This is a genomic window from Dokdonia sp. 4H-3-7-5 (assembly GCF_000212355.1).
In the GTDB taxonomy this organism is placed as follows: domain Bacteria; phylum Bacteroidota; class Bacteroidia; order Flavobacteriales; family Flavobacteriaceae; genus Dokdonia.
The window spans coordinates 915,621-931,239 of sequence record NC_015496.1; the positions used below are offsets into that span (position 1 = coordinate 915,621).

Annotated in this window: 11 protein-coding genes; 4 read left to right on the forward strand and 7 right to left on the reverse strand. The window is 38.0% G+C overall.

The features are described 5' to 3' along the window. Nucleotides 1-9 precede the first annotated feature (9 nt). Genes KRODI_RS04040 through KRODI_RS04055 form a run of 4 tightly spaced genes read right to left on the reverse strand, consistent with a single transcriptional unit; the run spans nt 10 to nt 6,720 of the window. Complete coding sequence (locus KRODI_RS04040; protein WP_013750297.1) at nt 10-3,555, reverse strand: efflux RND transporter permease subunit; 3,546 nt, start codon at nt 3,553-3,555, stop codon at nt 10-12. A gap of 3 nt (nt 3,556-3,558) precedes the next feature. Further along, nucleotides 3,559-4,725 carry an efflux RND transporter periplasmic adaptor subunit gene (locus KRODI_RS04045; RefSeq protein WP_013750298.1) on the reverse strand — a complete coding sequence of 389 codons (1,167 nt, stop codon included), beginning with the start codon at nt 4,723-4,725 and terminating at the stop codon, nt 3,559-3,561. Between the two features lie 49 nt (nt 4,726-4,774). Then, nucleotides 4,775-6,115, reverse strand: a complete 1,341-nt coding sequence (locus KRODI_RS04050) for a TolC family protein (RefSeq protein WP_013750299.1) — start codon at nt 6,113-6,115, stop codon at nt 4,775-4,777. After that, nucleotides 6,115-6,720 carry a TetR/AcrR family transcriptional regulator gene (locus KRODI_RS04055; RefSeq protein WP_013750300.1) on the reverse strand — a complete coding sequence of 202 codons (606 nt, stop codon included), beginning with the start codon at nt 6,718-6,720 and terminating at the stop codon, nt 6,115-6,117. The genes KRODI_RS04050 and KRODI_RS04055 overlap by 1 nt, the downstream gene beginning before the upstream one ends. Before the next feature lie 161 nt (nt 6,721-6,881). Between KRODI_RS04055 and KRODI_RS04060 the strand changes: the two genes are divergently transcribed. Further along, complete coding sequence (locus KRODI_RS04060; RefSeq protein ID WP_013750301.1) at nt 6,882-7,856, forward strand: polyprenyl synthetase family protein; 975 nt, start codon at nt 6,882-6,884, stop codon at nt 7,854-7,856. 12 nt (nt 7,857-7,868) lie between these two features. On the opposite strand, the gene KRODI_RS04065 is transcribed toward KRODI_RS04060, so the two are convergent. Then, a complete protein-coding gene (locus KRODI_RS04065) occupies nt 7,869-8,354 on the reverse strand; it encodes an OmpA family protein (protein ID WP_013750302.1) in 486 nt (161 codons plus the stop codon). Between the two features lie 95 nt (nt 8,355-8,449). Here KRODI_RS04065 and KRODI_RS04070 point away from each other — a divergent pair, with 95 nt between their 5' ends. After that, nucleotides 8,450-9,862 carry a CotH kinase family protein gene (locus tag KRODI_RS04070; protein WP_013750303.1) on the forward strand — a complete coding sequence of 471 codons (1,413 nt, stop codon included), beginning with the start codon at nt 8,450-8,452 and terminating at the stop codon, nt 9,860-9,862. Nucleotide 9,863: 1 nt separating this feature from the next. Here KRODI_RS04070 and folK read toward each other — a convergent pair whose 3' ends face one another. Then, on the reverse strand, nt 9,864-11,000 hold the full coding sequence (folK, locus tag KRODI_RS04075; RefSeq protein ID WP_013750304.1) for a 2-amino-4-hydroxy-6-hydroxymethyldihydropteridine diphosphokinase: 1,137 nt from the start codon (nt 10,998-11,000) through the stop codon (nt 9,864-9,866). Between the two features lie 96 nt (nt 11,001-11,096). Between folK and KRODI_RS04080 the strand changes: the two genes are divergently transcribed. Continuing rightward, nucleotides 11,097-11,810 (forward strand): queuosine precursor transporter, encoded by a 714-nt coding sequence (locus KRODI_RS04080; protein WP_013750305.1) that lies wholly within the window; start codon nt 11,097-11,099, stop codon nt 11,808-11,810. Between the two features lie 109 nt (nt 11,811-11,919). Continuing rightward, the gene (locus KRODI_RS04085; RefSeq protein WP_013750306.1) at nt 11,920-14,601 is read left to right on the forward strand and encodes an AsmA-like C-terminal region-containing protein; all 2,682 of its coding nucleotides are present in this window, start codon (nt 11,920-11,922) and stop codon (nt 14,599-14,601) included. Nucleotides 14,602-14,663: 62 nt separating this feature from the next. On the opposite strand, the gene KRODI_RS04090 is transcribed toward KRODI_RS04085, so the two are convergent. Next, nucleotides 14,664-15,581 (reverse strand): patatin family protein, encoded by a 918-nt coding sequence (locus KRODI_RS04090; protein WP_013750307.1) that lies wholly within the window; start codon nt 15,579-15,581, stop codon nt 14,664-14,666. Between the last annotated feature and the right edge of the window lie 38 nt (nt 15,582-15,619).

The following is a 15,619-nucleotide window of genomic DNA, read 5'->3' on the forward strand; positions in this document are numbered from 1 at the left end:
ACTAATTACTTATGCTGCTTCTGGCAGCTCTTTTTCTTCTTCTACCGCATCTTTACCACCTCGTATTTTAAATTTAATACGATATACTATGTAGTATAGTAATGGTACAATAATAAGCGTTAAGAAAGTCGCTATGATTAATCCGTAAATAACTGTCCACGCTAGTGGGCCCCAGAAAATCACGTTATCACCTCCTACATAAATACCTGCATCAAACTCTTGGAACAACCCAAAGAAGTCAATGTTAATACCTATTGCAAGTGGTATCAACCCAAGTACCGTGGTTATCGCTGTAAGTAGTACTGGGCGTAAACGTGCACGACCACCTTCTATAATGAGCTCTTGCATGGTCTTTTTATCAAGCATTTGCTTTCCTTCCAGATCTTGTGCTACTTCTTTACGATCTACAAGTAGCTGTGTATAATCAAGCAATACCACTCCATTATTTACCACAATACCTGCAAGAGATATAATTCCCATCATGGTCATGATAATTACAAATGGCGACCCACTTATGATAATCCCACCAAACACTCCTATAAAACTTAAGAAAATGGCTATCATAATGATGATAGGCTTTGATATGGAACTAAATTGAAATATCAATAAAAAGAATATCAATGCCAGTCCGCCAAAAAATGCACTTACTAAGAAATTCATTTCCTTTGCTTGCTCTTCGATTTGACCTGTATAGTTTACCTTAATATCCTTTGGTATTTCGTCGAAGTTTTTCATCTCCTCTTGTACAGCAGCTACTACCACACCTGCATCTGTAAAACCAGCGGCAAGGTTAGAATATACTGTCACTACACGCTTAGAATCTCTGTGCTTTATCGCACTAAATGAAGATGTGTTTCTTGTAGTGGTTACTGCACTTACAGGTACTTCTTTTACTTGCCCCGTAGCAGGATCTCTAAAAGTGATGTTCTGATTAAATAAAGCCGACTTATCATATCGCTGCTCTTCATTGAAGCGCACGTAAATATCATAATCTTCCCCATCTTTTTTATAAACCCCAGCTTTATCACCAAAGATAGAACGACGTAGTTGCAGCCCTACTTGACCAGTAGCTACACCCAGTTCTCCTGCCTTCTGGCGATCTACAAGAACTTCTGTTCCTGGCTTCCCTCTATTTACATTAATCTTAAGCTCATCTACTCCAGGAACGTTGCGGCTATTAATATAGTTACGCATCTTTTCTGCTGCGATGATGAGTTCTTGATAGTCTTTACCTTCTAGCTCTATGTTAATAGGATATCCCTGTGGTGGTCCTGCAGCATCTTTTTCTACAGTAATCACAACTCCTGGATATACACCTCTCACGGCATCTTGTACCTTAAAACGGAGCTCTTCACTATCTGCTTCATTACGGTACTTATACTCACGCATAGTCGCCGTAATTTTTGCTCTGTGTGGCATCTCAGCAGCGCTTCCTCCATCTGTTTGTGGGTTACCTGCACCTTCGCCTACTTGTGATACAGAAGTTTCTACAAGTGCATTGTAATCTTCACCTTCTAAGTATGCCTCATCATTAAAGACTTTGAACACACGCTGCTCTATCTCTTTAGTGATTGCATCTGTCTTTGTAATTGCTGTACCTTCTGGATACTCAATATAAACCGTAATCTGGTTAGGCTTATTATCAGGGAAGAATTCTATAGCTGTACGACCAGCACTTACAGAGCCTCCAAAAGCCATAAAAGTCAAAATAAGCATTAAGAAAATCCCAGCTACAAATCCTATAGGTTTATAGCCTCTAATCGCCCATCCTAAGAATCTCTTATAAACATCTTCTAGCCACGTTAAGAAACGTTTTTGAAAAACATCGGCAGCACCTTTAAGTACGTATTTATAAATCCACATAAAGATGATGGTAGCAATAACAAGGCTTCCTAGTCCACGTATGCTTCCTCCTAAAAATAATATCATTAACCCAATAGGCAACATGATGAGTGAGGTGCGGATAAGAAATTTTCGCGTAAGCGCTTTCTCATCTGTTTTCATAAACTGTGATACGAGCATCGAGTTTATAAAGATTGCCACAAATAATGATGACCCTAGTACCACAGATAATGTGATAGGGAAGTAAATCATAAACTGCCCCATAATCCCTGGCCAAAGTCCTAATGGCACGAAGGCAGCTACCGTAGTAAGTGTAGATATAATGATAGGGAATGCAATTTCCCCAATACCTTTTTTGGCCGCTTCTATACGTCCCATTCCTTCTTCGTCCATGAGACGATACACGTTTTCTACTACCACAATACCGTTATCTACTAGCATCCCAAGTCCCATAATAAGGGCAAAGAGAATCATGGTATTCATGGTATAACCCATCAAGTTGAGGATCATAAAACTCATAAACATAGACATAGGAATTGCAAACCCAACAAAAAGTGCATTTTTAAATCCTAAAAAGAACATAAGTACACCTACCACGAGAATAATACCAAAGATAATATTGTTTACAAGGTCGTTTACTTGGTTTTCTGTCTTTGCACTCTGATCATTTGCTGTACGCACAACCACATCCGGAGGAAACACCTCTGCCGTAGCATTTGCTATAATCTCGTTGATTTGCTCAACGGCTTCAATCATGTTTTCACCAGAACGTTTTTTTACGTCTAGCATCACTACCGTCTCACTTATCTCTTCATCATTTACCGTATCTCCTTCATATAATGTGAGATCTCTAGCATAGGTAGTTTTGTCCTCTTCAGAAAAAGTCACCTCTGCAATATCTTTAAGATACACAGCACCATTATCTGATTTGATTACAAAGTCTTCGAGCTCTTCTGGGCTCTGAATTTCTCCTATCACACGAATGTTACGACGTTGCCCGCTACTCACAAGGTTACCAGCAGATAGGGTCATATTTTCATTTCCTATAGAAGCAAGTATGTCATTAAAACTTACTTGAGCAGCTATCATTTTATACACATCTACTGCTACTTCTACCTCACGCTCTTGCGCACCACGTATAGTTGCTTCTTTGATTTCCTTAAGGCTTTCTATCTCATCCTGCAGGTACTCTGCATATTCCTTAAGCTTTATAGTAGGGTAATTACCAGATACGTTTACATTAAGAATAGGTGTCTCCTCAGAGATACTTAGGTCAAATACGTTAGGCTCTACCTTTGCATTGTTAAACGTAGGCCAGTCTTCATTTGCTGTTTCTGAGTCTACCTCATCCTTTACTCGTTGCTTTGCCTCCTGTACATCAACTCCTTCCTTAAATTCTATGGTGATGATTGCATAATCTTCTTGCGAAGTAGAAAGCACCTCAACCACATCTGACAAGTTCTGAAGTTTATCCTCCAGCGGATCTACAATGAGACGTTCAATATCCTCTGCGGTGTTCCCAGGATATGGTGCCGAAATATAAATTTTAGTCTCATTGATTTCTGGGAAATTCTCACGTGCCATACCTAAGTATGCACCCATTCCTAAGGCCAGAAACAGCGCCATAAGAACGTAAATAATGGTAGGATTATCAATCGCCCAGCTGGAGATTGCAAATTCCTTATCTACATTTTTCTTTTTCTTATCTGTCATCGCTTAGTATGTTAAGATTTTTACCGCTTGGTTGTCTTTTACAGACCTTGCTCCTTCTACAATTATTTTATCGCCTACTTCTACTCCAGAAAGCACTTCAATGCGATCTCCTTGAGATTTACCAGTAGTAATTATTTTTTGCTGCGCTATCATTTCGTCCGCTTTCGCGAAAGCGATATATACAAATTGCTCACCGTCTGCATTTTCATTAATTACATTGAGAGGGATTAAAATCGCGTTATCTGCTGTATAATCGTTAATAGAAAGTCGCGCAGTAAGGTTAGGTTTTACCTTACCATCTTTATTAGGAACATCTACTTCTATAGCAAAACTTCTGTTTGATGGTTTAATGTAATTACCAGTCTGACGCACAGTAGTCTCAACCGTTTCTCCTAATACAGGAAAATCTACTTTTACCTTTTTACCGGCAGTTACTGTAGGTAAGTAGCTCTCAGGAATCTCTGCAGCTACATACATATTGTCAAGATTTACAATTCTAAATAACGCCATTCCTGGAGCAACTACCGTTCCTTGGTCTGTAATTACTTGGTCTATCACACCAGAAAAAGGTGCATTTACAGTAGTCTTACCCAGCTGACTTCTAATTTGACTCACCATGTTTTGTGATGATTCATATTGAGTTTTTGCTTGTAGGTATTGGATTTCAGATCCTATTTTTTGATCCCATAAACGTTGCTGGCGTTCAAAGGTAGTTTTGGCAAGTGCAAGTTGTGATTCCATTTGTGCTACTTGACTTCCTAAACCTCCATCATCTATGCGAGCTAGTGTTTGTCCTTTTCTCACACGTTGCCCTTCCTTTACAAGGACTCTAGAGAGCGTCCCTTGGTATTCTGGATAAATAAGCACATTTTGCTTAGTCTCCACATTACCTTGTACTTCAATAAAGTGATTAAACAAAGTATCTTTAACCGTCATTGTAGTAATAAGCACCTCTTTCTTGTCTCTTGGTGTTTTTTCTTCTAGCACTTTTTCAATTTGTGCAAGTTGATCATTACTAGTTGTTATCTCTGCCTTAAGTGCTTCTTTCTTAGCTTGAAGCTCTTCTACTGAGCCAGACTCTATGAGTGCTTCTACAGATTTTCCGCTAGTGTCTCCTCCACAAGAAACGAGTGCGATACTTAAGATAGCAAGTGTTATATATTTTTTCATCATTGTTTATTTCTGGTTGGTACTCTATTAAAATTCCTTGTTAAGAAAACTAGTTATTGGTATAATTAGGCACATTAAGTATGGTCTCAAGATCTGCCTTTGTTGTGATTATTTGCAACATTGCTTGTAGCAACTCCTGTTGCACTTGATAAAGCTGTGTCTGAGCTTGTCTCAAATCAAAACTAGTACTTAAGCCTTCTCTAAATTTTACTTGATTTTTATTCTCGATACGCTCTGCTAGCGTGATATTCTTAAGAGATGTATTGTAGTTATCTATGGCAAGCTCATGATCACTTTTGGCAGATGCATATGCAAGTTTAATTTGCTGTTCTGTCTCCTCTTTTTGAGTTTTGGCTTGATCTAGCGCTATTGCCGCTTGCGCAGTTCTTGCATTACGCATACCAGAACTGAAAATTGGAATGTTCAGTTGGAAACCGGTAATAGATTGCGGAAACCACTTCTCGTCACTATCAAAGAAGTTAAACTCGTTACGCCCTGCAAATGTTCCTACATTTATAAAAGCACCTAGTGTAGGCAGCGCTTTACTTTTTTCAAGTTTAAGTTCGAGCTCACGTTGTTCATTAAGATTATTTGCAATCTTGTAATCTACATTTTGCTCTAAGTTTACCGTATCATTAAGAAGTCCTAATGCAGGTAATGCTAGTCCTTCTAGGGTTTGCGTGAGCACCGTTTCTTCATTTACATCAATCCCTATTGCTAGGTTAAACATTTGCTTAGCAATGGTTACCATACGCTTTGCATTTGCTCGTTGATTCTGAAGTGATAAAAACGTAATCTGTAGTTGCTCCACATCCTCCTCCTCTGCAAATCCATTTTTAAAAATGATTCTAGTTTCCCTGAGGTTGTCTTCTAATGTCGCAATATTCTTATCTAATATTGCCACGCTTTCCTCTGCAAGTAGTACTCCTCCGTATGCATTTATTACACCCTTACGAACTTCTAGCTGCGTTTTCTCGTTTGCATTTTTAGAAAACTCAAGAAATGTTTTGGCAGCTTGTAATCCTACAAGGTATGAACCATCAAAAATAAGCTGACTTAATGTTGCCGTTGCAGTAGCATTCTGTTGTGTTCCAAAAACTACAGGAATAAATGTCCCAGGCTCACCACCCGTAAATTCTGCTGGAATAAGCTGTGTAGGCTGTTTTATCTGGTAGTTATAATCTAAGCTTGCGCTTACCTGTGGTAATCCACTGGCGGTAGTTTCCCATTTTTTCTTAATTGCCTTCGCGATGTCTCGGCGGCTATTAATAGCTGTATAATTGCTATCTAAAGCAAAGGTTACAGCCTCTTCTACGGTAAAACTTCTAGTTTGTGCTATTGTTGCAACACTTACTAGTAATAATATCGCTATCGATAATCTCTGTATCATTAGTTGTGGTTAGATTTGATGAGTTTATTTAAAATTTTTCTTCCTTTAGGGGTTACAATACCACGTATGTGATACTCTAGATACATATCATGTAAATCTGAAACGGGGAAAACAGATTTTGGAAAAATAGTTTCATCCTTAATTCCAGTCATTCCCGTGAAGTAAATACTTACTACAAATTCTACACTGATATCACTTATAAATAATCCTTGCTCTATTCCTCTAAGTACATTTCTAGTCACACTACTTTTCATGTAATCATATTGACTCTTTCTAAGGGTCTGATGTATTTTAGGGTAGTACTTTTGAAGCTGATACATAGAGGACGTGCGCTCGCCATTAATATGCTCAAGTACATATTTTTTAATATCATATAACTCTTCTATAGGATTTAACTCCCGTTCAAAAATGGTATCTATTCCTCCACATACATTTGTAAACATTTGCATAGCGCTTGCCGAAACTATCGCCTCCTTATTTGAATAGTAGCTATACACTGTCTTTTTTGACATACCCATCTCTCGGGCTATATCATCCATTGTTATGCTCTTAAACCCCTGGCTTAAAAACAACTCTGTGGCAGTATTTAATAATTGATCTTTCATATTTCGAGCGCAAAAGTACGTAGGAAACTTTTAAAGTTTTTATAGTTTCCAATTTATTTACATAAATTTTAACAGTTGTAGGGATTTACCATACGCTTTCGCGAAAGCGTAATAGGGCATAATCACCTCTTATCACTTATTTTTACAAAAAATTGCAATTCATGCGTAGCATACCAGAATACACAGAGGTATTTATTGATTATTTAAATAAACACACCTTAGAGAAAGAGCCAAAAAATTTATATGACCCTATAAATTATATACTAGGCTTAGGAGGTAAGAGGCTGCGTCCTGTACTTACACTTATGGCTTGTGAGCTGTTTGAAAAAGACCATGCTATCGCCCTTGATGCTGCCCTAGCCATAGAGATCTTCCACAACTTTTCATTAGTCCATGATGATATTATGGATGACGCTCCACTGCGTCGAGGTAAGGAAACTGTTCATGAAAAATGGGATATAAACACTGGAATCCTTTCTGGTGATGCAATGCTTATAAGAGCGTACCAACTCTTTGAAAATTATGAAGGTGATACCTTTAAAGAACTTGCAAAACTCTTTTCTAAAACGGCAATTGAGGTTTGTGAAGGGCAACAGTATGACGTAGATTTTGAGACTCGTGACGATGTTACCATCCCAGAATATATGAAAATGATTGAGTACAAAACAGCTGTACTCGTGGGCGCTGCTCTTAAAATGGGAGCTATAGTCGCTGGTGCTTCAAAAACTTGTCAAGAAGCAATTTATAATTATGGACGTGATTTAGGTCTCGCATTCCAACTACAAGATGATTATCTAGATGCCTTTGGCGATCCAGAGAGTTTTGGGAAGCAAGTGGGCGGTGATATTATAGAAAATAAAAAGACCTTCTTATACCTTACTGCACTTATCAATTCTGATAAAGATGATGCACAACAACTAGAGCATTTCTTCTCTATCTCACCAGCAGATCCTGCAGAAAAAATTGAAACCGTAAAGCAACAGTTTCTCGACTCGGGTGCCGCAAAAGCTACAGAACAAGAAATCGCCAAATACACGCAGAAAGCATTTACAGCACTAGATAACGTTGATATCTCTGAAGATAAGAAAGAGGTATTGCGCCTTTTTGGAGAGAGTTTAATGAAGCGTACTTACTAAGAAAACGTAATGCTATGGTAATGCATTAATTGCCCTTACTCTCAAACTTAATCCCACGCTGTCTTTAACAGGGAGCACGGTAATCTTAAGCTGATTTCTTTCTAGTCCCTGACTTATAAGATATTCTCCTACCTCCCTAACTCTTGCCTGAGCAAGGCAAGCATCTGTGGTGTCACTGGCACTTGATGAATAATAACTTTCTACTTCTAATGAGAGCTTTCGTTCCAATAATAAACGCACTCGTTTATTAATGTAATGTTTATCATAATTAGATAATCGCGGATCCATACTATCACTAAGAATCTCTAAAGTTTGATATTCTTTCCACTCACAGAGTACCGCTTTCCATAGTTTATCTTCTCCTCCACCGTCACGTGAAAGGTAGCAAACCCCTGGTTTTGGGTTAGGAGGACCAAGCGCTATACTTGATTTTGCATTTTCTTGCCCCATCAAAATAGTAGCAGAAAAGCAGAGTAAAAAACTAATTATCAATCTCATAGCATAAAAGTACAATTTTATAAGACTCTCAAAATTTCCTTAACATTCATTTGTGGCATTTCAATTGCTTTATCTTTACTGTAAATCAATCTATTGTGAGATATTCAATTTTTTTATTAGTACTAGCAATTTCTATTAACTCTTGTGCCCAAGTGACCTTTACTCCACAAAGCGTGGCAATAGACGATTCTCTTAATATTGCCATTATCCAAATACCTAAAGGGACCACAGTAACAGATGGAGATTTCCAGATTAATGGGCTATCATATACTCTTAATCTCTCTAGTCAAGACGCTATTTACACTGCTTCTCACCTATTAAAGCGTGGCGATACTACGTATAAAACATATCTTACTTTATACCCACTTATACAGATAGATGCTCCACAGGGGATTGTAAATGAGCCTAAACGTATGGCAACAATCTCTTATGCAGATAAAGACACGCAGTTTACAAGTTATGCAGGGATAGAACTGAGAGGAAGCAGCTCTCTTGTGTTTCCTAAAAAAACCTACGACCTCAACTTTTATAAAGACAGCCTAGGTTTTGAAAATCAAGATTATGAACTTGCAGGTATGCGCAGTGATGACGACTGGATTCTGGATGGGCTTTACAACGAACCGCTACGTATGCGTTCTTACCTCTCTCTCAATTTATGGAATGATATTTACAAACCGCATTATCTAGATAAAGAACCAACAGCCAAAGCTGGCGCAACAGCAGCCTATGCCGAGGTTTTTGTAAACGGGAGTTACCAAGGCATCTTCTTACTACAAGAACAAGTAGATCGCAAACTGGTACAAGTAAAAAAGAATCGTGGCGACACGGTGCGTGGTGAGATTTTTCAAGGGGCGCGCTACCTAGGCGCTAGCTCTTTTGACTCCATACCTCCTAAAAAGAATTTCTTAGCAAGCTGGGGCGGTTATGATATTAAATACCCTTCTGACACTAATACTCCGTGGGATAATGTGTACCCGTTTACAGACTTTGTTGTGAATAGTGATGATGACGCTTTCGCGAAAGGAATTTCAAAACAATTTGTAATCGATAATGCGATTGATTATTTCCTATACATTAACGCTGTGCGCGCACCAGATAATTTAGGTAAGAATTTATATCTCATACGTTACGACGCAGGAGAACCTTACTTCTATGCGCCCTGGGACCTAGATGGGAGCTTCGGGACTATTTTTAGTGGTAAACGAATAAAAACCACTGATGATTTTCTTACAAATGGTCTCGTGAGAAGACTTATAAAAACAAATGCAGATGATTTTAATACGCGTTTTAAAGAACGATGGAAAACACTTCGAGCTCAAGTATTGAGTCAAGAAGAACTACTCACTAGGCAACAAAATGTATATGAAAAACTCTCGTCACATCTAGTTTTTGAAAGAGAACAGCTGGTATGGAAAGATTTTAAATCTGACCGAGAAGGGCTAGACTATATGCAACAATGGACTAAAGAAAGACTTGCGTTTCTAGACGATTATATTTCTAAACTCTAAATTACTCATTTGCAAATTGGTTGATAATAGATAAAAAGTCAGCTCTGTTTTTGACAAAATCTAACTCTGAAATATCAATAATCTTTACATTGAGATTATGTTGAGTCTTTATAAAATCTAGGTATCCTTGATTTATTTTTTCTAAATACGTAGGATCAATACTCTTCTCATAACTACGACCACGCTTATTTATGTTCTTAAGTAAACGCTCTGTATTTTGATAAAGGTACACGTATAAGTCTGGCTGCGGCATATCCTTATACATCATCTCATGGAGACGTTTGTAAAGCAAAAACTCCTCCTCTTGTAATGTTACCTGTGCAAATATGAGCGATTTATAACGATCATAATCTGCGCACATAAAATCCTTAAAAAGATCATATTGTCCTAAATCATCTAGTAGCTGCTGGTATCTATCTGCCAGAAAAGACATTTCTAACGGAAAGGCAAATCTATCTGGGTCTTTGTAAAACTTAGGCAAGAACGGGTTGTCTTTAAAACGTTCAAGAATAAGCTTTGCATTAAACTCATCTGAGATCATCGTGGCGAGGCTTGTTTTTCCCGCTCCTATATTTCCTTCTATGGTGATATAGTTGTAACTACCTAAATCAATACTGTCTTGTGGTTTCTTAAGCCATTTAGCCTGTTTTGTAAGAATACCATCATCGTTACAAGCTTCTAATAACTCTAAATAAGTGACTGGATTTTCAGCTGTAGATAATGCCTCACAAACCTCATCGCCTGCGATATCTGCAAGTGGCTGTAATACAAACAACCGCTCTTGCATATGCTTATGAGGAACCGAGAGTTGCTCTGAAAGCTTTACAACATCGTCATAAAGCAATATGTCTATATCTATTATTCTTGATTGATAAGCTGTTCCTTCCTTTTCCTTACGACCTAGTAATTGCTCTATAGACTGTGTCGTGTCTAAGAGTTTTTTAATAGGTAGTGATGTTTCCATCCTTACCACACAGTTGTGAAAATCTGGCCCATCAAAACCCCAAGCAGGACTTTGATACACAGGAGAAATTTTTACAACCCTACCTACACGCTCAAAAAGCAATTGTATTGCTTTATCGAGTGCTTCATAAGTGTTTCCTTGATTACTGCCTAATGATAAGAATGTGGTATGCAAAGATCTAGCTGTTGAATTACGAGAATAACATTTCACAACAAATTAAGGAAATCAAAATCACAATGCGCTAATTTTGAAATTGAAGTTATCAAGAAAATGCAACTACCCTCTAAATATTTAAATACAAAGGATTTACAACTTGCTTATCGCATTTATGTCATTCTAGGTGCTCTCTTTATCTGTGCATTAGTTGTGTCGAATTTAATATTCCAAAAATTCTTTTCGTGGGATTTTTTCGGAATCTACACCTTTGAGATTTCGGTAGGGATACTTCCCTACCCAATAACCTTTTTAATTACAGATGTCGTAAGCGAGATTTATGGTAAGAAAAAAGCAAACCAGATGGTTACTGCTGGTATTTTTGCCTCATTATTTTCGCTCTTAATCGTTTATGTAGGTAACGCTGTTCCCGCAACAAGCTGGTCTCCCGTAGACGACACGCTATTTACTAAGGTTTTTGGAGTCACTGCACTAGCAGTTTTTGCAAGTATGATTGCCTATCTACTAGCACAATACGTAGATATTCACATCTATCACTTTTGGAAACGCATAACTAAGGGTAAACACCTTTGGCTCAGAAATAATTTTTCTACGTTTTTTTCTCAATTTATAGATACATTTTCGGTCCTTTCTTTACTCTGTACCTTTGGACTCATTGAGTGGCAGTTGTTTGGAGGTCTTCTTTTAGGAGGTTTTCTCTTTAAAGTGATTGTTGCCGCTTTAGACACACCATTTTTATACTTAGCCGTAGGATTATTTAGGAAGAGATTTGAGCTAGAGGAAGGTGAGGAACTAAAGCTACCTATTTAGGAGGTTGTTTACAAGAATTACAGATACGCTTTCGCGAAAGCGTACTAAAAACAAAAAATATTACAATAAAAAAGGATGTAAATCCTACTCGAAAGAGATAACTCATATTATGAAAAAAGCACTAAAAATTACAGGTATTATACTTCTCGTTATTGTGATACTGCTTGTAGCATCACCTTTCCTTTTTAGAGGAAAACTAGAAGGCTTACTCAAGAAGACCATTAATAATAATTTAAATGCACAGGTAGAGTGGTCTTCTCTCGACCTAAGCCTATTTAGGAGTTTTCCTGACGCTACGGTTATAGTAAACGACTTTACGGTAATTAACAACGCACCGTTTGCCGGTGACACACTTGCTAGTGGTAAAGAATTACGCATTGAGATGGGTGTTACTCAACTCTTCAAAAACACAACAGATGAGCCTATTGCTATAGATGCACTATCACTTCTAGAAGCAAACGTACACGTACAAGTAGACTCCTTAGGCAATGCAAATTATGATATTGTAAAACAGACACCGACTACAGAGACTACTACTGAGGAGAGCTCAGAACCTTTTGTTTTTAACTTACAAGAGTACAGCCTCATAGACTCAAAAATAATTTATGATGATCGCTCTACACAAACCCACTTAGAACTTACGGAGGTAAACCATACTGGTTCTGGAGATTTTTCGGCTATTGAGAGTGAACTTGATACGAAGACCCACGCTGTAGTATCTTTTGATTATGGTGGCACACACTATCTAGACGGACACGAGCTCGACCTAGAAGCTGTAATCCAAATGGAGCTAGAAAAACAGAAGTATACTTTTAAAGAAAACCTAGCCAAAATAAATGAACTTCCCCTAGAGTTTAATGGTTTTGTAGAACTTCTAGAAGATGGTAATCTTATGGACTTATCGTTTAAAACGCCTTCATCAGATTTTAAGAACTTTCTAGCCCTCATCCCTAAGGAATATAGAGCAAATCTCGACGGCGTGGAGACGAGTGGCGATTTTCGAGTAAGCGGAATTATAAAAGGAAAAACAACGGAGACTAACATCCCAAATCTTGATATTGAGATTGTGTCTAACAATGCTTCTTTTAAGTATCCAGACCTGCCTAAAAGAATGAACAACATCAATATAGATGTAAAGATTAAAAATGATACAGGCATCACAGAACTTACTTATATTGAGATAAACGACTTACGTTTTAAAATTGACCAAGACACCTTTACTGCAAAGGGAACGCTCAAGAATTTGATGGGTAATATGCTAGTAAATCTAGACCTAGATGGTGTGCTAGATTTGGGTAACATTGACAAAGTCTACCCACTTAATCTAGACCAACCACTACAAGGGAGACTTGTTGCAGATGTGATGACGAGTTTTGATATGAACTCGGTTGAGAAGCAACAGTATCAAAATATAAAAAGCTCCGGTAACGCTACGCTTAGTAACTTCACTTACAGCACTCCAGAACTACCTAATCCCATTGCCATACAAAATGCAGCTGTAAGTTTTAAAACAGGAAATATCACGCTTAACTCATTTGCTGCAACAAGTGGGACTTCAGATATAAATGCAACGGGATCTATTGAGAACCTCATCCCGTTTGTAATGTCTAAGGAAGATTTAAAAGGGCGTTTTGATGTTACCTCAAAGGTGTTTAACCTTGATGATTTTGCGACTAGCACAACAACCACATCTGGCACTACCCAAGCGAGCAAGAGCTCAAGCGACACAGCAATAAAAATTCCAGACTTTCTTGATGCCTCTGTAAACTTTAATGCTACAAAGGTGATTTATGATGGTCTTGAACTTAGCAATACTAAAGGAAGTGTGACCATTGCAAATGAGCAGGCATCATTAAGCAATCTCAACTCTGGCATCTTTGGTGGTGCAGCGGGGCTCTCTGGCTCTGTCACCACACGTGATGGTGCTCCTACTTTTAATATGACTGTAGATTTGAGCAGTATAGATATAGACCGTTCATTTAAGGAGCTAGATATGCTGCAAGGACTTGCTCCTATTGCAAAAGCACTACAAGGGGCGCTCAATACTAAAATACAATTACAGGGACAGCTTGATGATAATTTTAGCCCTATACTTAGCACCATTTCTGGAGATGCATTTGCCGAAATTTTGACTGCAGATGTAGATGCAGATAAGATGCCGCTTCTTAATCTCCTATCGCAAAAACTTGATTTTATAAACCTTGACGACCTTAAATTAGACAAGCTCAAAACCAGTCTTACATTTAATGATGGCCAGGTGGCTGTAAAGCCATTTGATTTTGACGTAAAAGGAATTAATGTGCAGGTAAGCGGTGGACATAGCTTTACAAACGAGATGAACTACACCCTCAACCTTGATCTTCCTGCAAAATATCTAGGAGGAGATGTAAGCGGCTTACTTTCAAAACTCACAGATGCCGAAAAAGAAAATATCCATATAGGCGTGCCTGTTTCCCTTTCGGGAAATTTTACTGCGCCTAAAGTAGACCTTAATCTAAAAGCAGCTACCACAGCACTTACTAACCAGATTATAGAGATCCAGAAGCAACGCGCAAAAGACAAAGTAGAAGATAAACTTACTGATGTGTTAGGAGGTCTATTAGGTGGTAACAAAACAACACCAAACACTACTGCGACAGATAGCACAACTACTGGCACACAAACCCCTCAAAACACCACCACAACCCCAAAAGCCGAGGATGCCATTAAAGATGTCGCAACGGGAATATTAGGTGGTCTTTTGGGGAAAATGAAAACAACTAAAGAAACGGTGAAGGATACGGTTAATTAATGATGTAGTAACTCAAGTTATGATGTGACATATTAATTCTCTGCTTTAGCAAAGGCAGGGTATTACCCCTCATCATCCACCTTAATCTCGTTGAGTTCTTCGTTTTTATACTTGGCATAGTCAAAGCCACTTTGCCACCATATTTTCATCTTTTCTTTGTTAAAAATCAATGAATTTGTGGTGAGTACTGTAGGCGTATAATAGAAGTTAATTATTGCCTCTTTTTGATTTGCTGCATACTTACCTATGGTGATGTTTTGCTTCTCAATACGGTCCATCATGAAACCATGAAGGTTACTAAGCAGAGAAAAAACATTAGTAGAAGGGAGGTTATTGTAATAAGTAACTTCTGTTTCAAGTATGATTACATCGACCTCTGTTGCACCGCGCTCTACGGCTTCCTTAATAGGTACTAGCGCGCCAAAACCACCATCTGCATACTCACATCCGTTTTTTGACGCAAGACTCATAAAAGGGATGTAATTACACGACATCCATACCCAGTCACAAAAATCTTCGTAAGTTTCTTCTTTACTAGATTTATACTCCGTTTTATGAAGTGAGAGATTTGAAACAGTGACTAGCACTTCTTTGCCACTATCTTGTAGTTGTTTATAATTTTCCCTTGTAAAGGTTTTTTCTATAAGTTTTCTCAACTTTTTACTTTCTCCAAAAGTCTTAGAGCCTTTAAGAAAATTACGCAGTACACTCCAGTGATCAATAGCGATGGTTTGCTCTCCCCATTTATCTTTTTTAATTACAAATGGACATACATTAAAAATGGCATTCTGATTAACAGAAGTATACACTTCTTTTATCTTTTCGATGTTTTGAAGTGCAAGATGTGGCACTAGCAAACTGCCTGTAGAAGTTCCCACCAGCATATCATAATCCTTACCCATTTCTTGCATAAGGTATTGGGCTACGCCTCCGCCAAAAGCGCCTTTACTTCCTCCTCCTGAAATGACTAATGCTCGCATTGTGGGTTCTCTTTGAGCTCAGAAAAATAAGGTTTTTA